Source organism: Actinocrispum wychmicini (assembly GCF_004345645.1).
GTDB lineage: Bacteria > Actinomycetota > Actinomycetes > Mycobacteriales > Pseudonocardiaceae > Kibdelosporangium > Kibdelosporangium wychmicini.
Genome location: NZ_SLWS01000021.1, coordinates 1 through 21,959, shown reverse-complemented (window position 1 = coordinate 21,959; position 21,959 = coordinate 1). Strand labels below are relative to the sequence as shown.

Genomic DNA, 21,959 nt, shown 5'->3' with positions numbered 1-21,959 from the left:
GATCGCTTCCTCGACCCGCGACCGGACACTGGCCGTGCTCGTCGGCGGCCATGTGGTCAACGACATCTACCAGGGCGCCGTGCCGGCTCTGGTGCCGTTCCTGGTCGCCGAGCGTGGCTGCACCTACCTCGCCGCCGCGGGGATCACCCTGGCGGCGACCCTGTTGTCGTCGGTCGCCCAGCCGGTGTTCGGGCTGCTGACCGATCGCCGCCCGGCACCCTGGCTGGTGCCCGCCGGGATGATCGTCGCCGGCGTGTCGGGAATCGGTCTGGGTGCGACCCCGATCCTGGCGATCCCCGCGGTGGTCGGCGGTGTTCTGACCGCCACGCTCCTTCGCCGCCGCAGTCTGGGGGACGCCAGCGCACAGTCCAATGCGGACGTCGGACGTCATGACAACTGGCCGGACGCCGTCGCGGGTGGCCCGATCGCCGGCGAGGCCGGGCTCATCACGATGTTCGCCGCCGGAGCCGTCGGCACCCTCCTCGGCGGACGGCTGGCTGTCCGATTTGGACGAACCAGAACCGTCCGAGCCGCGTACGTTCTGCTCATTCCCGTCCTCGCCGCATACGTTCTCCTGCACGGATCAGTGGGCGAACTCGCGGTTGAACAGCTTCTTGGACCAGAGGTATCCGGCGAGGGCGATGACGGCGCACCAGATCAGCGAGATCCACGCGTTGTTCCCGATCGGCTTGTCCATCAGCAGGCCGCGCAGGGTTTCGATGATCGGGGTGAACGGCTGGTGCTCGGCGAACCAGCGCAGCCCGCCCGGCATGGAGTCGGTCGGGACGAACCCGCTGCCGAGGAACGGCAGCAGCACCAGTGGCATCGGCAGGTTGCTTGCGGTCTCGACGCTCTTGCTCACCTGGCCGAGCGCGACGCAGAGCCACACGAGCGCGAACGTCACCACCATCAGGAAACCGGCCGTGGCCAGCCACGCGCCCAGCCCGGCGGTGGGTTCGAAGCCGACGAGCAGCGCCACGCCGATCACGATCGTCAAGCTGATCACGGCCTGGATCACGCTGCCGAGGACGTGCCCGGTCAGCACCGAGACGCGGGCGATGTGCATGGTTCGGAACCGGGCGATGACGCCTTCGGTCATGTCCATGGCGACCGAGATCGCGGTGCCCTGGACGGTGGCCGTCACGGTCATCAGGATGATCGCGGGCGCCACGTAGTTGGCGTACGCGGCGCGCCCGCCGGACGCGGCGCCGAGCCCGGCGCCCATCGTGCCGCCGAGCACGTAGACGAACAGCAGCAGGAAGACGATCGGCATCCCGACGAGCATCAGGGTCATCGACGGGTACCGCAGCATGTGCTTGAGGTTGCGGCGCAACATCGTCGCCGAGTCGCGCAGCGGGTGGAGCCGGAGGCCCACCGGTGCCGCCAGGGCTGGGGTGCTCATCGCGTGGTCACCTTCTCGTTCTTGGGGTTGCCGGTGAGGGCGAGGAAGACGTCGTCGAGATCGGGGGTGTGCACGGACAGTTCGTCGACCTCGATGGCCTGGTCGTCGAGCCGGCCGATCAGGGTCTTCAGCGAGCGGAGGCTGCCGTCGCTGGGCACCCGCAGGGCGAGGGCGTCGGTTTCGCGCGAGGCCTGGCCGAGGACGCGCTCGGCGATTTCGAGCCCGCGCGGATCGGCGAACCGCAGCCGGACGTGGCCACCGGGAATGCGGCGCTTCAGCTCGTCCGCGGTGCCCTCGGCGACCAGCCGGCCGTGGTCGAGGACCGCGATCCGGTCGGCCAGCTCGTCGGCCTCCTCCAGGTACTGCGTGGTCAGGAAGATGGTGACGCCGCCGGCCACCAGGTCCCGGACCAGCTGCCACATGCTCCGGCGGCTGCGCGGGTCCAGTCCGGTGGTCGGTTCGTCCAGGAAGATCACCCGTGGACTGCCGACCAACGTCATCGCGAGGTCGAGCCGCCGCCGCATCCCGCCGGAGTACGTCGACGCCGGCTTCTTGCCCGCCTCGACCAGGTCGAACCGGTCGAGCAGGTCGGCGGCGCGCCGTCGGCCGTCGTGTCGGCCGAGGTGGTGCAGGTCCGCCATCAGGAGCAGGTTCTCCTCGCCGGTGAGCAGGTTGTCCACGGCGGAGAACTGACCGGTGACACCGATCGCCGCGCGCACCGCGTCGGGTTCGGTCGCGAGGTCGTGCCCGTCGACCCGTGCGCTGCCGCCGTCCGCACTGATCAAAGTGGACAGGATCTTGACCGTCGTGGTCTTCCCGGCGCCGTTCGCGCCGAGCAGGGAGAACACCGTTCCCCGCGGCACGTTCAGGTCGAGACCGTCGAGCACGACGTGGTCGCCGAACGACTTGCGCAGCCCGGTCGCCGTGATCGCCGATTGCTGTGTGTGCATGCGATTCCCTTTCAAGGTGCGGAAAACGGATCAGGCGCGGCGGATGTCGATCTGACCGAAGGACGTGCGTGCGCGCACTTCGACGGTCGTCTCGGACGCACTGGGCTGGGTGGTGTTGTCCAGCTGGTTGCGCACCTGGCCGAAGCGGGTGTGCGTGTCGAGCCAGGCGGCGGTGCCCTCGGCGATGCCGATCTCGAGGTCGCCCATGGCGGTTTCGAGCGTGACCGCGCCGCGGACCACCTCGCCGAGGCGGATGCCGCCGTTGGCCGTCTTCGCGTCCACTCCCGCGCCGGCCCTGTGGACGGCGATGTCGCCGTTCGCCGCGCGCAAGCGTGCGTCGCCGGTGACGGCGTCGATCTCGATGTTGCCGTTGGAGTCCTTGACGACCGCGATGCCCTCGATCCGGCCGATGCTCACCTTCCCGGACCCGGTGTGGATGTCGGCGTTGCCTGCGACGTGGTCCGCGGTGACGTGCCCGGCCGCGGTGTCCACGCGCAGCGGGCCGGTGTCCGCCAGCTGGCAGTTCCCGGCGGACGTCTTGAACCGGGTCTCGCCCAGCCGGCCCACACCGTGCAGGTTCCCCACCTGCGCGTCGGCGGACACCCGCGAACCGCTGGGCAGCTCGACGGACACGTCGACCGACCTGGTCTTGCGGGAGAAGTCGAAACGCGCCTTCGGCCCCTTGATCTGCAGCTCGCCGTTCACGTACTCGACGCGGATCTGCTGCGCGGCCTTCACGTCGGACTCGTCGTTCTCGTCGCTCGGGCGTACCTCGACGACCGTGTCGGTCCGGCTGCTCGCGGTGAACCGCACAACGCCGGCGACGCCGACGTCGAGTGTGACGGAAATCGGTTCGGGAGTGTCGAAAGTAGGCATGGGTGTCCCCTCATTTCGGGTGGGTAGGGCATCCCCGCAGGTCGGGGACGTGTGGCGGAAGAAGCAGTGCGCCTAGGCCGTGTTTCAGGTGTCCCGATCGCGATAGCCGGGCCGGATGCGGTCCCTGACGCCACCGCCGGCACGCCCAAAGACAACCAGTATTCGCGGCGTACCGGCGGCGACGCCAGGAACCGCCCCGATCCCGGCTCTCATCGACCGGGACACCTGAAACACGACCTAGCGCACCCAGCCGGTGAACCGCTGCTGGGACCGTTTGGTGAAGGTCGGCTGCTCCGTGCGTCGACCGCGGTCGGAGCGCTGCAAGGCGGCCCACGCCGCCCGCACCAGCCAGGCGTTGACCGACCGCTCCTCCTGGGCGGCGGCCTCCTCGACCGCGGCCTTGAGCTGCTCCGGAAGACGCACGTTGATCCGCGCGGTCGGGCCGTCCTCGGCGAGCGGCGCGCCTTCCGCCGTGTCACTCTCGGCCGTGTCCGGGAGCGGTTCACCGGACGGCGTGCTCACAACGAAGTTCGGGTCACGGCCACGCAGGCGCAGCTCCACCGAGCCGGGGGCCAGGTCCCGCGTGATCTCGTCCGCGGCGGCCGACAGCGCGTCCAACAGCGTCATCCGGATCGCCGACTCCAGCGACCCGGCCAGGCGCTCGACCAACGCACGCGCCTCATCCCCGCCGGCTTCGGCCAGCGTGGCGAACTCACGGCCGAGGTTGTCCACATACGAGGTCAGGTCCATGGCATCACTATGGCATCACCATGGCTCAGAAGCAAGCCAGCTGGTGCCAAGCATGGCACCAGCTGGCGCCGGAGCCCTTCTTCACCGCACCCAGCAGCTGGAGCACCGCGGTTCTGGATGTGCCGCCACCTGCGCGGACGTAAACCCGACGATGATCGCGGCCAGCGCGACCAAGACTCTCGACCCCATCGGTCCCCCTCGCTAGACCCAGTTCAGCCAGCTTCGGGGGAGCGAGTTGCCAACGGCGTTGACACGCGAGTTGACACCGTTTCGCTACGGCGTGGCGAGGTGGACCTGGACCCGTTCGGCGTCGTGGTCGCGTCCTTGTGTCCGGTACAGCTCAAGCGCTTCCTGCCACACCGCTTCGGCAGCTACGCGTTCGCCGAGGGCGACGTGGGCGTGGCCAAGACGGTCGAGAGTGTTGGCGGCGAAGTAGGTGTTGCCGTGGGCGCGGCACAGGGTCAGCGCCTGCCGGTAATGGTGGACGGCTTGATCGTGGTGGCCGGTGTGCTGGTCGATGTAGCCGAGGCTGTCCAGGGCGGCGGCCGCACCGGTGAGGTTGTGGCGCCGGAACAGGACCAGGGCGGCCTGGCAAGTGGGCGCGGGCCGTGTCGTAGTCACCGGAGCGGGCGGCGCACCAGCCCGCGTCGTTGAGGGCGATCGCTTCCCAAGCGGGTTGGTCCAGGCCGCGAAGGAGCTTGAGGGCACGGGTCGCGTGGTTCATGGCCTGCGGGTAGTCCCCGCTTCGTCCCCAGGTCCAGACGAGGGCGTGGTAGGTCTGCGCCTGGTGGATCCGGTTGGGGTGCTGTTCGGCCAGGGCAAGCGCCTGCCGCAGGTGCCCGATCGCGTCCTCGTGGTGGCCCAGGTCGGCGAAGGCCAGGCCGAGGTACCGGTGGGCGAAGATGCGCGCGACAGGGTCAGGCAGGTGCGCGGCGGCGTCGAGCGCGGCCTGCCAGACGGCGAGCCGGTGCTGGCGGTCCCCGCGCCGGGTGTGGAAGGTGGTCAGTGCCCAGGCGAGGTCCGAGACGACGCCGTGCCACCCGCGGGTGGCGGCGATGTGCTGGCCCGCCAACAGGTTGGAGTGCTCAGTGGTGAGCCAGGCCAGCGCGGTCGGGAGATCGGCCAGCGGGTGGTGGGTGCCGGCCGGGACGACGTCGATGGACTCGCGGTGCGGAGCCAGGAGCCGGTCGGCGGTGTAGGCGGTGTACGTGTAGAAGTCGAGTATCCGGCGCAGTCCTGCCTCGCGCGTCTCCTCGGTGAGGTCACGATGGGCGACGGTGGTGGCGTACTGCCGGACAAGGTCGTGCATCGAGTAGCGGTCGTGCGCTTGCTGGTTCAGGAGCGAGGCGCTTTCCAGGGCACGCAACGCGGCGCGTGCCCGAGTGGGCGACAGGCCGACCAGGCTCGCGGCGGCGGGCAGGCCGATGTCGGGGCCGGGCGCGATGCCCAGCAACGCGAACACCAGGCGTTGCTCGTCGGTGAGGGCCCGACAGGAATGGGACAGCACGCTGGGCAGGCTGGCAGCCGGGTCCGCGTCGGCCAAGGCGTTCATCCGGGACTCGCGCAGTTCGGCGGCGAACTCGGCCAAGGGGAGTTGGGGCAGGCTGTGCGCGCGCCCGGCGATCAACCCCAGGGCGAGGGGGAATCCGGCACAGGAGTCAACCAGTTCGGCCACCGCCCGCGCCTCAGCTGTGACGCGGGTCGGGCCCAGCCGGTTCCTCAGCACGGCATGGGACTCGTCGTCGCTGAGGGCGTCCAGCCGCAGGGAGTGGGCGCCGTGCCGGATGGTCAGCCCGGCGAGCCGATCGCGACTGGTCACCAGCACAGTGCAGCGGCTGCCGCCCGGCAGCAGCGGCGTCACCTGGTCGGTGCTGGCCGCGTTGTCCAGCACGATCAGCATCCGCTTGTCAGCGACCAGACTGCGGTACAACGCCGCCTGGCCGTCCAACTCCGGTGGGATGCGGTGCGGCTCAACGCCAAGGGCGTCGAGGAACGCGCGGATCGCGACAGTGGGGGTTTTCGGCGGGCCCGCGGGGCTGAAACCGTGCAGGTCGACGAACAACTGTCCGTCCGGGAAGCGCTCGACGTGCCGGTGCGCCCACGCCAGGGCCAGCCAGGTCTTGCCGATCCCGCCGGCCCCGCAGATCGCCAAGACCACTACCGACGTCCCTGGCCGCATTCGCTCGTCCAGCGTGGCGAGCTCGTCCGCCCGGCCGGCGAAGGACTGCGGTGAACCAGGCAGTTGCGCCGGGAGATGGCCCCTGGCGTGCCGTCGCGTGTCGACCTGTTCGGGCAGGTCGAGCACCGGGTCGGCGCGCAGGATCCGCTCGTGCAGCCGGCGCAGCTCCGCACCCGGGCTCAGGCCCAGCTCACCGGCCAGGATCCGGCGACTGTCGTCGTACACGGCGAGCGCGTCGCCCTGCCGGCCCGAGCGGTACAGCGCCACCATCAGGTGCGCGGCGAACCGCTCCTGGCCGGGCCGGCCGGCCAGCAGCTCGGTCAGCTCGCCGATCAGCTCCCGGTGCCGCCCGGCCGCGAGGTCCGCGCTGATCCGTTGGTCGAGCGCCTCGCGCCGGAGTTCCTCCAGCCTGGCGCCGAGGCGGTCGGAGATCCATCCGGTGGCGATGTCAGCGAGCACCGGGCCACGCCACAGCCGCAGCGCCGCGCGCAGCACCTTGGCCTTGTCGTCCGGCTCGGTCAGCTCACGGGCCTTTCCGACCATAGTCCGGAACACGTGCGCGTCGATCGTCGCCGGGTCGGTGTGCAGGACGTATCCCGAGGTCTGCCAGTCGATCACGACGTCGTCCGAACCGATCGCGCCGCGCAACCGGCTGACATGGCTGCGCAGCAAGGTCCGGACCGTCGACGGCGGCTGGCCGTCCCAGAGCAGGTCGGCCAGCCGGTCGGCGGCGACCATCCGCCCCTGTTCCAGCAGCAGCACCGCCAGCAGGCACCGCTCCCGGCGCCGGGGGATCCACACCGGCCCCGCGGCCTCGATCTCGAACGGACCAAGCAACCGGAACTTCACCTCGACAACGTATCCGCTGGGGCGGCATGGGCAATCCGATCCGGCAAGCCCGCCGAACATCCCTTGAGGCACATACCCAAAGGAGCTGACATGGCCGTCTCACACAGCTCTCAGATCTCGCATTCCGCGGTTCGACTCGTCGCCGCCTTCGTCGGTGGGGTGTTCCTGCTGGTCGGCGTGGCCGGTTTCATCCCCGGCCTGACCACCGGCTACGACACCCTGCAGTTCGCCGGACACCACTCCCAAGCGGCGCTGCTGGGCGTGTTCGCCGTCTCGATCCTGCACAACCTGGTGCACATCGCGTTCGGCGTCGCCGGTCTCATCCTGTCCCGCACACCGGCCGCGGCGACGGCGTTCCTCATCGGCGGCGGCGCGATCTACCTCGTCCTGTGGCTCTACGGCCTGATCGTCGACGCCGGCAGCGTGGCCAACTTCGTCCCGGTGAACACCGCCGACAACTGGCTGCACCTCCTGCTCGGCGCGGGCATGCTGGTGCTGGGACTCGTATTCCGCGCGCGCCGGACCGCCAGCAAGGAGTGAAGTTCAGCTGTACCTGTGCTTGTCGGTTCGGCACGATGTCGGTATGCCCACGGTTTCGGTCGGCGACATCGACGTCAACTATGTGCTCGAAGGCGGCGGCCCGGACACGGTGGTGCTGGTCAACGGTCTCGCCGACGACCTCACCACCTGGGACCTGCAGATGCCGGCGCTGCTGGCGGCCGGCTTTCGCGTGCTGCGCTTCGACAACCGAGGTGTCGGCGCCACCAGCAAGGCGGCCGGTCCGTACAGCGGCGCGCAGTTGGCCGCGGACACCAAGGGATTGGTGGACGCGCTGGGTATTACCCGGTTCCATCTGATGGGTGTGTCGATGGGCGGCATGATCGCCCAGGCGTACGCGCTCGCCTATCCCGACGATGTCGCCTCCCTCACCCTGGCCTGCACCTACGCGGCGCCAGGTCCGTTCTGTAGCAGGATGTTCGCGATGTGGGGTGATCTCGCCCCGGTGCTCGGCGTGCCGTTCGTGATGCGGGACGTGACGCTGTGGGCGTTCACCCTGGACTTCTTCCGGCGCCGCGAGGCCGAGCTGGTCGAGTTCGAGACCGCGATGCGCGACCTGGACATGCCACTGCACGCGTATCTCGCCCAACTCGCGGTGATCCAGAACCACGACACCACGGCAGATCTGGCCACCATCACCGCGCCGACCCTCGTGTTGGCCGGTGAACAGGACATTCTGATCCCGGTCGCGCTGTCCGAAGAGGTGCACCGGGCGATTCCGGGATCTCGGTGGCGCACAGTCCCGGGCGGGCACGCCTGCCTCTGGGAGCATCCCGACCCGTTCAACGCCGCGTTTGTCGAGTTCCTCGGCGAAGTGTCGGGATAACCCCCGTTCGGCGGAACCTTCGGGCGGCACGTCAATGGAAGTCTGATCGGATGGAACCGCCCTCGCCGCACCTGCGAACGTTCGAGCACCCCTTTCCCGACGGCGTGATGACAGCGAACTTCTACACTCCGACAGGAGAAGGAGAAGTCGGTGTGCACGCACTGGTGTCGTTCCTGCCCAGCAGCGAAGTCGGCGATGTCGAAATCGTGCAGCTCATCCGTGCCTATTGTCAGGAGAAGTCGGACAGCGCCTACGTGCGGATGTCCGAACTGGCGCCGGGGGCGGAACAGGAGTTGCTCGACAGCATGGACACCCCGGAGGGGGAGCGCTGTCTCCCCGGATATCATGTCGACCACCGACTCGAGGTGCTCCAGCGCTGGTGCAGAACAGATCCCGACGGGTTCGCGGCAAGTCTTCGCACACGTACCTTGTATTATTCACACAAGACGATCGGTCACTATACGAGCCACGTGTATCTCGACGACATCGCGCCCGAGCTCCTGGATGGCGCGCCGGAATGGGACATCGAGTGGCGGTTCGACCTCTCGCCGCACGTCCAGGGCCTGATCAGAGCATGGCTGCGGGACAACGACGTCGCCCGGGACGCCATCACCGACGACGAAGCCGGAACGGACTACCTCTTCACCAAGCTCCTGCAGACGAAGTCGTCCGGCGACGCGCGGAAACTCCAGGCGGAAACGGGTGTCCTGGCATCCGTGTGGGAACGAATCCGTGCCGTCAAAGCCGAAACCGACGATCTCTGTGGCCAACTGGAGGCGATCAAAGACGACTATGCGGGCGGCGGGCGTAATCGGGTGGTCGTCCTGTCCAACGACCATGGCGGCTGGCGGGACAAGCACAGCACGATGCCCGCGGTCATGGTGGACAAGATAACCGCGCCGGATTGTTCCCTCCTCAGGTACGAGTTCATCACAGCCGCCGTGCGCGCGGACAACGGAGCCATACTGGGCGCGTTGACCTGGTCGATGACCATCGAGCAACCAGGAGATCGGGAAAGCCGTCGCCTCACCGAACTGGAGGTGACGGTCGCCGAGGACCACGCCCAGACGGAGGCCACTGTCACCAGCGCGACAGATCTGTACATCAACGCTTGGCAGCGATTCTACGACCAGCGAAACAGCGCCGAGAAAGGAACCGCGGACTGACAAACGCGGCTTCGCGAACCGCTCCGATCAGCCGGCCGGGATGTAGGCCACGGCCTCGATCTCGATTCGCAGATCCGGGTTGGACAGCGGAGCCAGCACCGTGGACCGGGCCGGGTACGGCGGTGTGAAGTACTCCTGGTACACGCGGTTCATCCGCTCGAACAACGTGGTGTTGCCCAGGAACACGGTCACCTTGCACACGTCGGCCAAGGTGCCGCCGGCCGCCTCGACCACGTTGCGGACGTTGTCGAGTACCGCGCGCACCTCGGCCTCGAAATCGCCCGTGACGATGGTCCCGTCCGGCAGTGCCGCCACCTGTCCGGACACGAACACGAAGTCCCCGGCCCGAACGCCATGCGGCAACGGCAGGTCCAGGTGCGCCACGCGACTGCTCACGATCTCGTTGATCATGCCCCGCATTATCCGCCTAGGTGATCTCCATCTGGCCCATCATGCCCAACGCGGAGTGGTCCAGCATGTGGCAGTGGTAGACGAACAGGCCGGGGTGGTCGGTGAACCGGACCTTGATCCGGACGTTGCCGCCGGCCGGCACCAGGACCGTGTCCTTCAGGCCGGTCTCGTGGCCGGTGACCGGTTTGCCGTCCCGGTCGAGGACCTGGAACTGTTCCAGATGCAGGTGCATGTTGTGCGGGATCCCGGCCTGCACGTCGGTGTTGGTGATCGTCCAGATCTCGGTGGTGCCGAGCTTGACCCGCTGGTCGATCCGGTTCGGGTCGTACACCTTGTCGTCGAGCAGGCTGCTGATGGTGGCGCCCAGGTTCACCCGCATCAGAATGTGCCGCTCGACGGTGGCCTCGCCCAGGTCGGGCAGTGGCCGCAGGGTCGGCGGGACGCGGCTGTGGTCCGCCGCGGTGCGGGCGATGTCGAACCGCATCACCGATTTCGCCGACTCGACTTCGGCGAGGTCGTTGGTGAGCGTGACCTGCGCACCGATCTCGTACGGCGCGAAGTCGACGACCGCCTCGACGCGTTCGCCGGGCGACAGGTCGAAGTCGGTGACCGTGACCGGCGCCGGCAGCAGCCCGCTGTCCGACCCGATCAGCTGGAACGGCCTGTTGTCGCTCAGCCGGAGCCGGAACGTGCGGTCGTTGGAGCAGTTGAGCAGCCGGAACCGGTACTTGCGCGCGGCGACCTCGAAGTACGGCTGTGGCCGGCCGTTGACCAGCAGGGTCTGCCGGCCGGCGAACCCAGCGAGGACGAACACGAGCTGGCCGGCGGGGTCGAACTGGGCGTCGCGCAGCATCAACGGCACGTCGTACTCGCCGTCCGGCAGGCCCAGGTCGTGCTCGGCCTCGTCGTCGAGCACGTACAGGCCCGCCAGGCCGCGGTAGACCTGCTCGGCCTCGGTGTGGTGGGCGTGATCGTGGTACCAGAGGGTCGCGCCGGGCTGGGTGTTCGGGTACTCGTACACCCGTTCCTGGCCCGCTTCGACCAGGTCCATCGGGTGCCCGTCGTCCTTCCTGGGCAGGTGCGCGCCGTGCAGGTGGACGGCGGTGGGCCGGCTGGTCCCGTTGTACTGGGTCACGACGGCCCGCCGGCCTCGCTTGGCCACGATGGTCGCGGCCGGGAACTGGCCGTTGTAGGTGAGGACCTTGGTCTGCAGGCCGGGGTAGACCTCGGCCTGGGTCTCGGCCATCCGGACGCGGTAGTAGTCGGTGGTCGCGTCCTGCCGGTCCGGGCGTGCCACCGGCGGGATCCGCAGCGGCACGGAGAACGGCGGCAACGCCGGTACCGCGGCCGGTCGGGCGTTGCCCACGCCGCACTCGGTGAGCGCGAGCACGGCTCCGCCGGCCCCTACCAGTTTCACGAATTCTCGCCGATCGAGCATCTCGTTCCCTCACAAGTCGGAATCGGTCGGACGCCTTCGTCCCATGGCATGCCGAACACGGCGATGAACAGCACGGAGGCCGCGAACGTGTATCCGGCGACGTCGGTTGCCTCCGCCAGGACCGTGGCCGTCGGCTGCGCGCCCATGCTGATCCAGGCGACCACGGGGGTGACAGCGGCGGCGGTCAGGCCCATCAGGCCGGCGACGAGGAGCTTGACACCGGTGGACGCGGTCGGTTTCTCCCTACGCCGCAAGATGTTCAGCGATCCGTACGCGCATGCCGTGACCAGTACGAACAGGATGTGCGCGGCGAGAAAGGCGACGCCGACAAGGTACGGCCAGCGTTCCGCGCTGATCGGCGGCGCGTACCGGGGACTGCTGTCCGCGAGATGGGAGTGGACGGCCACGTTCCCGCCTTGCGGGCTGCTGGCCACCAGCGTCGGCTGACGCGACAGGACCCAGGTCGCGGCGGCCGCCTGCACCAGGGTGAGCGATGCCAACCAGCCGATCGACAGGCGGGTGGTCATGGTGCCTCCTCGCCCAGCTGGTAACCGTCCAAACAGGACTGGGCAAGCCGCTCGTACGTCTCGGTGTCGCCCTCGCGGACGATCGAGCTCAGGTACACGTGCGGGGCGCCGTGGTAGAACCGCTCGTAGTGCTCGTGCCGGCCGGCGAACTCGCTGCCGAGCGCGTCCCAGGCGAGCTTGAACAGCTTGACGCGCTCCTCCGCCGCGTAGCCGGGCGACTGGATGTACTTGCGCAGCAGCGGCGCGGACTCCGGGTTCAGCAGGTCACGGACGGACGACGGCAGCTGGATCAGGCCGCCGCCGGCGAGCAGCTTGATCTCGTTGAGCACCTTCGGATACAGGTCCGGCCCGACGAACAGCTGCGCGCAACTGATCTCCTTGTTCGGCTGGACGGCATCGCCGATCGGTTCGCACGCGGCCTCCAGCGCCAGCACCATCGACCGCATGGTGTTGAGCCAACCCATCAGCCGGCCGATCTGCGCCTGCACCGGCGGCAGCCCGAACGTGTTGTTGGCCTTGGCGATCAGCACCGCGAGCCCGGTCAGGAACTCGAACTTGGTCCACAGCCGGGTCGCGCCGTGGTGCACGAAGTTGACGAACGCCGGCGTCCGCCACCACTGCGCGTTGCACACGTCCACGTCCCGGTAGACGAACATCTGTTCCCACGGGACGAAGACGTTGTCGTAGATGACCAATGCGTCGTTCTCGTCGAAACGGGACGCCAGCGGGTTGTCGAACACGCTCGTGGCTGCCGCCTCGTAGGACGGCCGGGAGATGAGCTTCACGCCGGGTGAGGCCACCGGAACCGAGAACGACAGGGCGTAGTCGGCGTCGGCCGGGGCGAGCCGTTGTGTGGTGCCCACCAGGATCTCGTCGCCGAACAACGCGCCCGTGCCGACCATCTTCGCGCCGCGCACCACGACCCCGTCGTCGCGTTCCTTCACCACCCGCAGATACAGGTCGTCCTCCGCCTGCTCCGACGGCGCCTTCGTACGGTCGACCTGCGGGTTGACCAGCGTGTGGGCTTGGAACAGGTCGCCGTCGGCCATCCGGCTGCGGTGGGCGAGGACGTTGGCGGCGCCGTCGAACACGTCGCCGCGGAACACGTCCGGCGCGGCGGCGAACCCGGCGACCGCGTTCGCCATGTAGTCAGGGGACCGGCCGAGGAACCCGAAACTCGCCTCCGCCCACTTCTTGAAAGCCACCCGTTTGGCCACCAGTTCCGCGCGTGACCGCGGAATCTGGTACGCCCGCAGCGCCCTGTTCCCGTTGGCGGGCACGGTAAGTACGTCACGCAACGCCGGCTCGTGGGTCAGGTCGTAGAGCCCGGCGATGGAACGGATCGTGTTGTGGAACGCGGGATGGATCGTCACGTCCTTGACGCGTTCGCCGTCGAGCCAGACCTCACGGCCGTCGCGGAGCGACTCGACGTACTCGGTGCCGGTGCGTGTCATGGCGTTCTCCAGCCGTGTGCGAAGTGGACGGATGGACCGGTGGGGTGGCCAGCCCGCGCAGTGGTGCCCGTGCCTTGAGCAGCATCTCCTCATACTCGTCGGCCGGGTCGGAGTCCAGGACGATCGCCCCGCCCGCGCCGACGGACATCTCACCGCCGGAGATCACCGCGGTGCGGATGACGATGTTGAGGTCCGCGGCGCCGTTCAGGCCGAACCAGCCCAACGTGCCCGAGTAGATCCCGCGTGGGCCGTTCTCCAAGCGGTCGATGATCTCCATGGTCCGCGGTTTCGGCGCGCCGGTCATCGAACCGCCCGGGAAGCAGGCGCGGACGGCGTCGAGCGCGGTGGTCCCCGGCCGCAACCGTCCTTCTACAGTGGACACCAGTTGGTGGACCGTGGCGTAGCTCTCCACGGCCATGAACCGGGGAACCTGGATCGTGCCGACCTCGCACACCCGGCCGAGGTCGTTGCGCAACAGGTCGACGATCATCAGGTTCTCCGCGCGTGTCTTGGCGCCACGGGCCAGTTCGTCCCGCAACCACGCGTCTCGCACCGGATCGGGGTCACGCGGCGCGGTCCCCTTGATCGGCCTGGACTGTGCGACCCGGTCCGTGTCGATCTTGAGGAACCGCTCTGGGGACGAACACAGGACGTGAAGCCCGTCGAGACGGAGGTAAGCGGCGTACGGTGCGGGATTGGCGCGACGCTGCCGTAGGTACGCGGCCAGCGGATCGCCGTCGAACGGGATGGTCGCGGTCGTGGTGTGGCAGATCTCGTAGCTCTCTCCGGCGTGCAACTCGCGTTGGCAGCAGGCGATGTCAGCGAGATACCCGGGCCTCGGCCGGCGCAACCACGGCTCAGGGTCGATGTCCCTGCGGCCAGGCACCTCGGGCGACGGAGCGTCGACGAGTTCGAGCGTTGCCTCCGCTTCGTCCAGCCAGGCCGTCGCGTCGGTCGGTTCGTCGGCCCGATGCAGTGCCAGCAGGTACGTACACCCTTTGACGTGGTCGATGGCGACCATCCGGGTCGCCGACATCCACAGGGCTGCCGGAGTGCCGGCCACATGCCGGTTCGGTGAGCCGAGTTCCGCTTTCAGTTCGTAGCCGAAATAGCCCACATAGCCGCAGTTCAGCTCGAACGGCAAGGCCGGAGTGGACACGGCACGTTCCGTGAGCCGCGATGCCAACGCGTCGAAGATCGATTCCTGGACCACGTTCCCGCCCGGCGACACCGTGAGAGTCGAGCGTTCGACGTCGTAGGAAAGCACCTCGCCGTCCGGCCCTGAAGGCGCGCCAAGGAAGGAGAACCGGGACAGGTCCGGCTCGACCCGGCTGCTGTCCAGCCAGAACGCGTACCGGTGCGAGCCGAAGAGTTCGCCGAACACGGCCTCGGCGTCGACTTCCCGGCGGATCACCCGGTGGGCCACCCGCCATTGTCCGGTCGTTCGGCTGGGACACCGTGGCTGGGCCGTCGATTTCGGCACGGCCGCCCGGTTGAACGGGCGGCCGCGGTCGGCGGCGGCTTTCTCCGCCAACCGCCGGAAATTGGCCAGCAGGGCGGCACCCTGCTCGGTGGCCACGGACTCCGGGTGGAACTGAACCCCCCACAGTGGACGCTTGACGTGCCGCAACCCCATCACCACGCCGTCTTCCGCCCACGCCGTCACATCCAGGTCGCAAGGCAGGGCGTCGTCAGGCACGCACAATGAGTGGTACCGCACCGCGGTGAAGTTCTGCGGCAGACCGGCGAACAGGTCCCGGCCGTCGTGGATGACCTGGGTCAGGTGACCGTGTCGGGGCTGTGGCGCCCCGGCCACCTCGGCGCCACACAGCCAACCGATCGCTTGGTGGCCGAGGCACACCCCGAGCACAGGAAGCTCGGTGCGCCGCAACACATCCAGGCACACTCCGAGATCACGAGGGTGAGCGGGATGTCCGGGGCCGGGGGAGATCACCAGCGCGTCGAAGTCGTCCAGGTCGACCCGCGGCCACCGCGGGTCGTCGTTGGCCAGGACCGCCGGCTCGGTGCCGTAGACGCCCGCCATGAGCTGGAACAGGTTGTACGTGTACGAGTCGTGGTTGTCGATGAGCAAGGTACGCATACAACCCGCCGATTCCCCGAGTGCGATGGTGGTCGTCGAAGTCGAACAGGTGTCGATGGTATCGCCATTCCGGCGCCCTTTCGGTATTCCGAGAGACGCCGGAGAGAAGGCCGAGAACGGGCTGAGAGCGGCGTTGAGTAGCGTGACCGGCAGAGTTACGAGCAGGTGGGAGGCGGCGGTGACCGACGCGGACCTGGCGTTGCTGTTGATGATCCGGCATTTCGAGCTAGCGCTGCTCGATTTGTTCGCGGCCGGGAAACTCAACGGTACCACCCACACCTGCCTTGGCCAGGAATATGTTCCGGTGGCACTGGCGCCCTTGATTCCGGACGATTTCGTGTTCAGCAACCATCGCGGCCACGGCCATTATCTGGCTCGGTTCGACGACCCGGCGGGATTGCTGGCGGAGATCATGGGCCGGGAGGGTGCGGTCTGCGCGGGTGTCGGCGGCAGCCAGCACATCTACCGGGACGGCTTCCTGTCCACCGGCGTGCAGGGGCAGAGCCTGCCGGTCGCGGTCGGCGTGGCCCTGCACCACCAAAGGTCTGGGCAGCGGAGGATCGCCGTCGCGTTCACCGGCGACGGCACGTGGGGCGAGGGCGCGGTGTACGAGGCGCTGAACATGGCCGGCCTGTGGCAGGTTCCGCTGCTGGTCGTGGTCGAGAACAACGGCATCGCCCAGTCGACGCCGACAAGCGTGCAGCTGTCCGGTTCGATCGAGGGCAGGGCCCACGCGTTCGGCATCGACCACCACCGGTTCGACGGCAACGACATCAGCGCGATCCGCGACGACCTTACGTCTATTGTGGACAAAGTGCGGCACGACAGTGCGCCCGCGGTGGTGGAGTTCGACACTGTCCGGATAGGACCACACAGCAAGGGTGACGACACGCGTGACCCCGCGGAGCTGGAACTGGTCCGCGCACGTGACTGGTATCCCCAGTACGCCGACCGGTTCGGCGAACGCTTCGCGGCCATCGACGCCGAGCAACGTGCCCGGATCGCGCGGACCGTCGAAGAAGTCGAGAGCCGGCCGCCGTCACGTTGGGAGGCGCTGGCGTGACTTCACTCGAATCGCTCGTCGCCACCGTCCTCGGCATCGCCGAACAGGACGTCACCGAAGAGACCGGCGCCGCGACCACGAGCGCCTGGTCCAGCCTTCGGCACGTCCACCTGGTCGCAGAGGTGGAGAACACGTTCGGCGTCCGGCTGAGCCCACGGGAGGCGAGGTCCTGCCGGTCGGTGCGAGACCTGCGGCTCGCCCTGAAAGGCAAGGGGCTGGACCTGTGATCCCGCGCGTCGCACAGGAGCTGAACCGAGGGCTGCACGCGTTGTTCGAGCGCGACGAGCGGCTCTACCTGATCGGCGAGGACCTGCTCGACCCGTACGGCGGCGCGTTCAAGGTCGCCGCCGGACTGTCCACAAAGTATCCAGAGCGGGTGCTGGCCACCCCCTTGAGCGAGGGCGGGATCGTCGGCGTCGCTGGCGGTCTCGCGTTGTGTGGGGACAAGGTCATCGCGGAGATCATGTTCGGCGACTTCGCCGCGCTCGGCTTCGACCAGCTGCTGAACTTCGCGACCAAGTCGGTGTCGATGTACGGCCGGCACGTCCCGATGTCCCTTGTCGTGCGCTGCCCGGTGGGCGGGAACCGCGGCTACGGCCCCACCCACAGCCAAAGCCCGCAGAAGCACTTCGTCGGCATCCCGAACCTCGTGCTGTACGAGCTGTCGCCGTTCCACGACCCGGCGGCGATGCTGGACTTGGCCCTCGCCCGTGGCCTGCCCGGGGTGCTGTTCGAGGACAAGGTCCTCTACACCCAACGGATGTTCCGCGACGGCCAGATTGACGACGTCTACTCGTACGAGCTGCTCGGCGACGCGGCGGGATGGGCGCATGTCCACGCTGGTACTAACTCGGAAGTAGTCATCATCGCTCCTGGTGGGCTGGCACACCGCGCGCTGGAGGCGGCCGCGGCCGACGTACTCGTTCCCGGTCAGCTCTACCCCCTTGATCTCGAACCCGTGTTGCCGGTACTGCGGTCCGCCCGGCGGATCGCCGTGGTCGAGGAAGGCACGGCCGGCGGGACCTGGGGCAGTGAGGTCGCGAGCCGGGTGCACGAGCGACTGTGGTCCGAGCTGGACCACCCCGTGCTTCAGCTGAGCTCAGCCGACTCGATCATCCCGACCGCGATCCACCTCGAACGATCCGTGCTACTTCAGGCGGACACGATCCGATCCGCCGTCACCGACGCAGACGAGGAACCGGTCGCCGGCACACCGATCACGACGCCGAAGCTGAACAACAACGACACGCGTTACCTGGTCGTCGAGTGGTTGCGGGCGGAGGGCGACTGGGTCGAGGCGGACGACGCTGTCGTCGCGCTGGAAACCTCGAAGGCGGTGGAGGAGATCCCCGCGCCCCACGGCGGGTATCTGCACCATGCCGCCGCGGTCGGCGAGGAGCTCGCGGTCGGCGACGTCCTCGGTCACCTGGTGTCGGACCGTCCCGCCGCTCCCGTTGTCGAACAACCGCCGAAGACACACGCACTGAGCCGGACGCAGGTCGGGACCGCCGCCGTGGTGACCCGCGGCCACCAGGAGATCCCCGCTGCTTTCACCGTCGTCAAGGTCGACGTCGACGACGCGGCGGACCAGGTGGCTCGGCTGAGTGACCGGACCGGCGCCACTGTGGACCTGGTCGACCTGGTGGTGAAGGCGATCGCGGACACGCACGCACGGCTCCCGCTGATGTTCGGATCGTTGCTGGACGACCACACCGTGGCCCTGGCCGACGAGCCCAACATTGGAGTGACACTCGATACCGGTACCGCGTTGTACGTGCCGGTGATCGAGGCAGCGAACACGCGGTCGGTGAGTGACATCGCGGACGTCCTCATGGACTACCGGATGAAGGCGTTCCGCGGTGAGTTCGCCGCGAGTGAGCTGGCGGGCGGGAACATCACCGTGTCGCTGAACACCGAGCCCGACGTGGTCGTCGTGCATCCGATCGTTCTGTGGCCCCAGGTGTGCATGGTCTCCCTCGCAGGTACGCAGTCAGAACTCCGGCTCTGCGCCGACGGCACGGTGGTCCGGCGCCAGTATGTCAACCTAGGACTCGCCTACGACCACCGCGTGATCAACGGCCGGGACGCGGTGCTGTTCCTGTCGGACGTGAAGGCGTCCCTCGAACAAGGCGAACGGCTGTCCCGGCTCCTGGCCGAGTAGAAAGGCGTTCGCGTGGAGTTCGGAATCGTCTCGTTCGGGTCGGCATTGGGCGAACGCGTCCCCGTCGCGGACGTCGTCAATGAGTACACACAGGACACTGAGCGTGTCCTGGACTATGGCTACCGTGGTATTCACCGGTGTACACCTGAGGTAGGGCTCACGGACCTGGCGGCCGACGCGGCTCGGGACGCCCTGCGGACGGCGGAGATCGACGCCCAGGACCTGGACCTGCTGGTGCTGGCCATCACCGACATCCCGGAATATCTGTACTGGGACGTGGCCGCCCATCTGCAACACGTCCTGGGCGCGGACCGGGCCGAAGCCGTGCTCATCGCCCAGGGCTGCGTCGGCGGTATCACGTGCTTCGACCAGGTCGCCGGCAGGTTCGCGACCCATCCGGACCACCGGACGGCGCTGATGGTCGGCGTGAACCGTACCTGCGAGGCCTACTGGAACCGAATGGACACCCACTCGCTGCTGTTCTCCGACGGCGCCGCCGCCGCCGTGGCCGTCCGTGACCATCCCTCGTGCCAGTGGGGAGCGACCGAGGTGATGACCGACGGCCGGTTCGCCTCGTTCTTCCGGATGGACGACGGAGGCGCGGCGAATCCGTTCACTTCAGGCGTGGACAAGCCGCACGTTCGAGACGCGTGGGACATGATGGAGTACTTCGACTACGACCCGGACCGCTTCGGAGAATTCGTCGACCTGATGAACTCGCGGGTGCATGAGGTGACGACGCGGGCTTGCCGGCGTGCGGGAGTTGGGGAGCCGGACAGGTTGATTCTGTTCCATGACAATGCTCGCACGTTCGCGGCGGTGGCGGAGAAGTTCGGCATTACGACGGATCGAACGAACGTCGAGATCTCGTTGCGGGACGGCCACTTCGGTGCGGCCGACCACTTGCTCTCGCTGAGTGGCCACCTGGACGCGGGGGAGTTCGCCAGTGGTGACGTGGTCGCGTTGGCGGGGATGGGCCGGGGGATGCACTGGGCCTGCACGGTCGTGCGGATCTAGAGCTGTTGAGGCGGGCGTTGCCCGCCTCAACAGCGTCCTAGTGAGCCGCGGGTTCACCGCACCAGCGTCGCAGCGCCGCTTGCAGACCGTCAGCGGTCCCGGCCCAGGCGATGTAGCCGTCCGGGCGTACCAGGGTTAGTTCCGGCAAGCCGGTGGGTTCGACCTCGGCCTCCCGGACCCGGTCCGCCCACCCCGCCACCAGGGGTGTAACACTCCCTCTGTAGTGCAACACCGCGAACTGGTAGTCCCGGAACAGGTCGTGGATCCGGCCGCAGCCGTTCGGGCCGTTCACCAGGGGCCGGTCCGGGACCCGCCGGCCGACCCACTTGCCGCCGTCGTTCGATGGATACCGCAGCGTCAGTCCGGACAAGTGCATCAAATTGGTCCGCTGGACCGACTTGAACCGCATCATCTTCACCACGAGCCGCCGCACCACGCGCGCCGCCAACGAATTGGACGTCTCGAACCGGAATGACAGGTCGGTCTTGCGGAGGGTCTCGGCCGCGATCGGGTACCGCTCCTGCTCGTACGTGTCCAGCAACCCGGGCGGCGCCCACCCGGCCAGTTCGGCTCGCAGCTTCCAGCCCAGGTTCATGGCGTCCTGAATCCCGGTCTGCAGGCCCTGACCGCCGGACGGGATGTGCGTGTGCGCGGCATCCCCCGCGAGGATGACACGCCCGGACCGGTACCGCTGGGCATGTCGTTGTGAACTGCGGAACCTGGACAGCCAGATCGGGTCGTACGGCTCGATGTCGATCCCCAGGATCGCTTCGCAGCTCTCGTTGAGGTCTTTGAGGGTCAGCGGCAGGTCCGCCGGGAGCATCATCTTCTGGTGGTCGAACACGATGATCCGGAATGTGTCGTCCTTGAACGGGAACACCGCGACCATGCCGCGTTTCGTGATCCTGGCGAACTCCGGCGGGCTCGGCGGGCGGCGCAACCTGGCGTCCGCCATGATGGTGGACTGCTCGTAGTCGCGACCGTCGAAGTCGATCCCGGCCGCGGCCCGAACAGTGCTGTTGACCCCATCGCACCCGATCAGAAAATCAGCCCGCTCAACGGATTCACCGCCATCGGTCCGTACGTCGATCTCCACGCCGTGCTCATCCTGGCGCACCCCAGTGACCTCCGCGCCCCGTCGCACAGTCGCCCCGGTGTTGACCGCCAACTTCTCCAGCAGCGTTTCGGTCTCGTACTGGGGAATCGTCAGACTGAACGGAAACGGCGTGTCGAGCAGGCCATAATCCAGGTACGCGTCGCTGTCACCCAGCGGCGGATTCCGGCAAGGCCGTCCCCGTTCCAGGAAATCCGCCATCCGGCCCCGCAAGTCAAGCAGTTCCATGGTCCGGGGCTCCAATGTGAACGCCCTGGAAAGCACACCTCGCTCCCGGCGTTTCTCCAGCACCTCGCAGTGAATCCCCGCGCCGGCGAGCTCAACGGCCAAAGCCAGCCCGGTAGGTCCGGCGCCGACAATGAGAACACGGGATCGCATGACTTCAGTTCCTCTCCTTCGGCTGCTCGACCCGACCCGTCCGCTTGAGCCGGGGGATACTCGTGGTGTCGAACGCGTTCTCGGGCACGACTTCGGCGAGCTCGGCGATGGTGGGGTGTTGGAAGAGGGTGTGGAGGGGGATGTTGAGTTGGTTGGTGATGCGGGTGGCGAGGAGGGAGTGTCCGCCGAGGGTGAAGAAGTTGTCGTGGATGCCGATGGTGGTGATGTTGAGTGCGTGTTGCCAGATGGTGGCGATGAGACGTTCGATGTGTGTTCGGGGTGGTTGGTGGGGTGTGGTGGTGGGTGTGGGGTTGGGGAGTGCGTTGCGGTCGATCTTACGGTTGGGGGTGAGGGGGAGTTCGTTGAGGAAGATCCATGCGGTGGGGATCATGGGTGTGGGTAGGGTGTTGCGGAGGTGGTTGAGTAGTGGTGTGGGGTTGCTGTTGAGTTGGGGGGCGACTATGTAGGCGGTGAGGGTGTCGTTCTTGATTGCTACTGCGGCTTGGGCTGTTGCTGGGTGGGTGTGGAGGGTGGTTTCGATTTCGGTGGGTTCGATGCGGTGGCCGTGGTGTTTGATTTGGTGGTCGGTGCGGCCGTGGTAGTCGAGTTGTTGGTCTGGTCGCCAGCGGGCGAGGTCTCCGGTTCGGTAGAGGCGTTGTCCTTGGGGGCTGGGTAGGTAGCGTTCGGCGGTGAGGGTGGGTTGGTTGTGGTAGCCGCGGGTGATTCCGGCGCCGCTGAG

General features: G+C 68.0%; 20 protein-coding genes and 1 pseudogene. 7 read left to right on the top strand and 14 right to left on the bottom strand.

Going from position 1 to position 21,959, the window contains the following annotated elements:
• Positions 1-123: 123 nt before the first annotated feature.
• From EV192_RS54485 to EV192_RS57715, 7 genes and pseudogenes are all read right to left on the bottom strand, one after another.
• Entirely contained in the window at positions 124-327 is a 204-nt protein-coding gene (locus EV192_RS54485; RefSeq protein ID WP_165961041.1) for a hypothetical protein, read from the bottom strand.
• 256 nt (positions 328-583) lie between these two features.
• Complete coding sequence (locus EV192_RS51465; protein WP_132126147.1) at positions 584-1,402, bottom strand: ABC transporter permease; 819 nt, start codon at positions 1,400-1,402, stop codon at positions 584-586.
• Positions 1,399-2,352 carry an ATP-binding cassette domain-containing protein gene (locus EV192_RS51460; protein WP_132126146.1) on the bottom strand — a complete coding sequence of 318 codons (954 nt, stop codon included), beginning with the start codon at positions 2,350-2,352 and terminating at the stop codon, positions 1,399-1,401. Before EV192_RS51460 ends, EV192_RS51465 begins: the two co-directional genes overlap by 4 nt.
• 30 nt (positions 2,353-2,382) lie before the next feature.
• Positions 2,383-3,228 (bottom strand): DUF4097 family beta strand repeat-containing protein, encoded by an 846-nt coding sequence (locus EV192_RS51455; protein ID WP_132126145.1) that lies wholly within the window; start codon positions 3,226-3,228, stop codon positions 2,383-2,385.
• 237 nt (positions 3,229-3,465) lie between these two features.
• The gene (locus EV192_RS51450; protein WP_132126144.1) at positions 3,466-3,978 is read right to left on the bottom strand and encodes a toxin-antitoxin system HicB family antitoxin; all 513 of its coding nucleotides are present in this window, start codon (positions 3,976-3,978) and stop codon (positions 3,466-3,468) included.
• Between the two features lie 273 nt (positions 3,979-4,251).
• Positions 4,252-4,599 carry a tetratricopeptide repeat protein gene (locus tag EV192_RS56640; protein WP_243727621.1) on the bottom strand — a complete coding sequence of 116 codons (348 nt, stop codon included), beginning with the start codon at positions 4,597-4,599 and terminating at the stop codon, positions 4,252-4,254.
• Positions 4,600-4,726: 127 nt separating this feature from the next.
• Positions 4,727-6,895, bottom strand: a pseudogene (locus EV192_RS57715) (AfsR/SARP family transcriptional regulator); the annotation flags it as partial.
• Positions 6,896-7,096: 201 nt separating this feature from the next.
• On the opposite strand from EV192_RS57715, the gene EV192_RS51440 reads away from it, so the two are divergent.
• From EV192_RS51440 to EV192_RS51430, 3 genes are all read left to right on the top strand, one after another.
• Positions 7,097-7,546, top strand: a complete 450-nt coding sequence (locus EV192_RS51440; protein WP_132126143.1) for a DUF4383 domain-containing protein — start codon at positions 7,097-7,099, stop codon at positions 7,544-7,546.
• A gap of 43 nt (positions 7,547-7,589) precedes the next feature.
• Entirely contained in the window at positions 7,590-8,390 is an 801-nt protein-coding gene (locus EV192_RS51435; RefSeq protein WP_132126142.1) for an alpha/beta fold hydrolase, read from the top strand.
• Positions 8,391-8,542: 152 nt separating this feature from the next.
• Positions 8,543-9,556: a hypothetical protein gene (locus EV192_RS51430; protein WP_132126141.1), complete on the top strand. Its 1,014-nt coding sequence runs from the start codon at positions 8,543-8,545 to the stop codon at positions 9,554-9,556.
• 27 nt (positions 9,557-9,583) lie between these two features.
• Here the strand turns inward: EV192_RS51430 and EV192_RS51425 are convergent, their stop codons facing one another.
• Genes EV192_RS51425 through pabB form a run of 5 tightly spaced genes read right to left on the bottom strand, consistent with a single transcriptional unit; the run spans position 9,584 to position 15,487 of the window.
• Complete coding sequence (locus EV192_RS51425) at positions 9,584-9,967, bottom strand: RidA family protein (protein ID WP_207926969.1); 384 nt, start codon at positions 9,965-9,967, stop codon at positions 9,584-9,586.
• A 16-nt stretch (positions 9,968-9,983) separates the two neighbouring features.
• Positions 9,984-11,384 (bottom strand): multicopper oxidase family protein, encoded by a 1,401-nt coding sequence (locus EV192_RS51420; protein WP_207926968.1) that lies wholly within the window; start codon positions 11,382-11,384, stop codon positions 9,984-9,986.
• Complete coding sequence (locus EV192_RS51415) at positions 11,381-11,932, bottom strand: hypothetical protein (RefSeq protein ID WP_132126139.1); 552 nt, start codon at positions 11,930-11,932, stop codon at positions 11,381-11,383. Before EV192_RS51415 ends, EV192_RS51420 begins: the two co-directional genes overlap by 4 nt.
• Positions 11,929-13,386 carry a 4-hydroxyphenylacetate 3-hydroxylase family protein gene (locus EV192_RS51410; RefSeq protein ID WP_132126138.1) on the bottom strand — a complete coding sequence of 486 codons (1,458 nt, stop codon included), beginning with the start codon at positions 13,384-13,386 and terminating at the stop codon, positions 11,929-11,931. Before EV192_RS51410 ends, EV192_RS51415 begins: the two co-directional genes overlap by 4 nt.
• A complete protein-coding gene (pabB, locus tag EV192_RS51405; protein ID WP_132126137.1) occupies positions 13,337-15,487 on the bottom strand; it encodes an aminodeoxychorismate synthase component I in 2,151 nt (716 codons plus the stop codon). The genes EV192_RS51410 and pabB overlap by 50 nt, the downstream gene beginning before the upstream one ends.
• Before the next feature lie 178 nt (positions 15,488-15,665).
• Here pabB and EV192_RS51400 point away from each other — a divergent pair, with 178 nt between their 5' ends.
• The 4 genes from EV192_RS51400 to EV192_RS51385 are packed head-to-tail and all read left to right on the top strand — an operon-like array spanning position 15,666 to position 19,728.
• Positions 15,666-16,550: a thiamine pyrophosphate-dependent dehydrogenase E1 component subunit alpha gene (locus EV192_RS51400; RefSeq protein ID WP_207926966.1), complete on the top strand. Its 885-nt coding sequence runs from the start codon at positions 15,666-15,668 to the stop codon at positions 16,548-16,550.
• Entirely contained in the window at positions 16,547-16,777 is a 231-nt protein-coding gene (locus tag EV192_RS51395) for an acyl carrier protein (protein WP_207926964.1), read from the top strand. The genes EV192_RS51400 and EV192_RS51395 overlap by 4 nt, the downstream gene beginning before the upstream one ends.
• A complete protein-coding gene (locus EV192_RS51390; RefSeq protein WP_132126134.1) occupies positions 16,774-18,711 on the top strand; it encodes a 2-oxo acid dehydrogenase subunit E2 in 1,938 nt (645 codons plus the stop codon). Before EV192_RS51395 ends, EV192_RS51390 begins: the two co-directional genes overlap by 4 nt.
• 12 nt (positions 18,712-18,723) lie before the next feature.
• On the top strand, positions 18,724-19,728 hold the full coding sequence (locus EV192_RS51385; RefSeq protein ID WP_132126133.1) for a 3-oxoacyl-ACP synthase III family protein: 1,005 nt from the start codon (positions 18,724-18,726) through the stop codon (positions 19,726-19,728).
• Between the two features lie 37 nt (positions 19,729-19,765).
• Here the strand turns inward: EV192_RS51385 and EV192_RS51380 are convergent, their stop codons facing one another.
• Positions 19,766-21,220, bottom strand: a complete 1,455-nt coding sequence (locus EV192_RS51380) for an FAD-dependent monooxygenase (RefSeq protein ID WP_132126132.1) — start codon at positions 21,218-21,220, stop codon at positions 19,766-19,768.
• Between the two features lie 4 nt (positions 21,221-21,224).
• Positions 21,225-21,959: phosphopantetheine-binding protein (locus EV192_RS51375; RefSeq protein WP_165961040.1), on the bottom strand; the 735-nt coding region annotated here is incomplete at its 5' end.

Excerpts from the sequence above, each read along its gene's own strand:
- EV192_RS51465 (WP_132126147.1), bottom strand. The coding sequence starts at position 1,402 with ATGAGCACCCCAGCCCTGGCGGCACCGGTGGGCCTCCGGCTCCACCCG.
- EV192_RS51460 (WP_132126146.1), bottom strand. The coding sequence starts at position 2,352 with ATGCACACACAGCAATCGGCGATCACGGCGACCGGGCTGCGCAAGTCG.
- EV192_RS51455 (WP_132126145.1), bottom strand. The coding sequence starts at position 3,228 with ATGCCTACTTTCGACACTCCCGAACCGATTTCCGTCACACTCGACGTC.
- EV192_RS51450 (WP_132126144.1), bottom strand. The coding sequence starts at position 3,978 with ATGGACCTGACCTCGTATGTGGACAACCTCGGCCGTGAGTTCGCCACG.
- EV192_RS51440 (WP_132126143.1), top strand. The coding sequence starts at position 7,097 with ATGGCCGTCTCACACAGCTCTCAGATCTCGCATTCCGCGGTTCGACTC.
- EV192_RS51435 (WP_132126142.1), top strand. The coding sequence starts at position 7,590 with ATGCCCACGGTTTCGGTCGGCGACATCGACGTCAACTATGTGCTCGAA.
- EV192_RS51425 (WP_207926969.1), bottom strand. The coding sequence starts at position 9,967 with ATGATCAACGAGATCGTGAGCAGTCGCGTGGCGCACCTGGACCTGCCG.
- EV192_RS51415 (WP_132126139.1), bottom strand. The coding sequence starts at position 11,932 with ATGACCACCCGCCTGTCGATCGGCTGGTTGGCATCGCTCACCCTGGTG.
- EV192_RS51410 (WP_132126138.1), bottom strand. The coding sequence starts at position 13,386 with ATGACACGCACCGGCACCGAGTACGTCGAGTCGCTCCGCGACGGCCGT.
- pabB (WP_132126137.1), bottom strand. The coding sequence starts at position 15,487 with ATGCGTACCTTGCTCATCGACAACCACGACTCGTACACGTACAACCTG.
- EV192_RS51380 (WP_132126132.1), bottom strand. The coding sequence starts at position 21,220 with ATGCGATCCCGTGTTCTCATTGTCGGCGCCGGACCTACCGGGCTGGCT.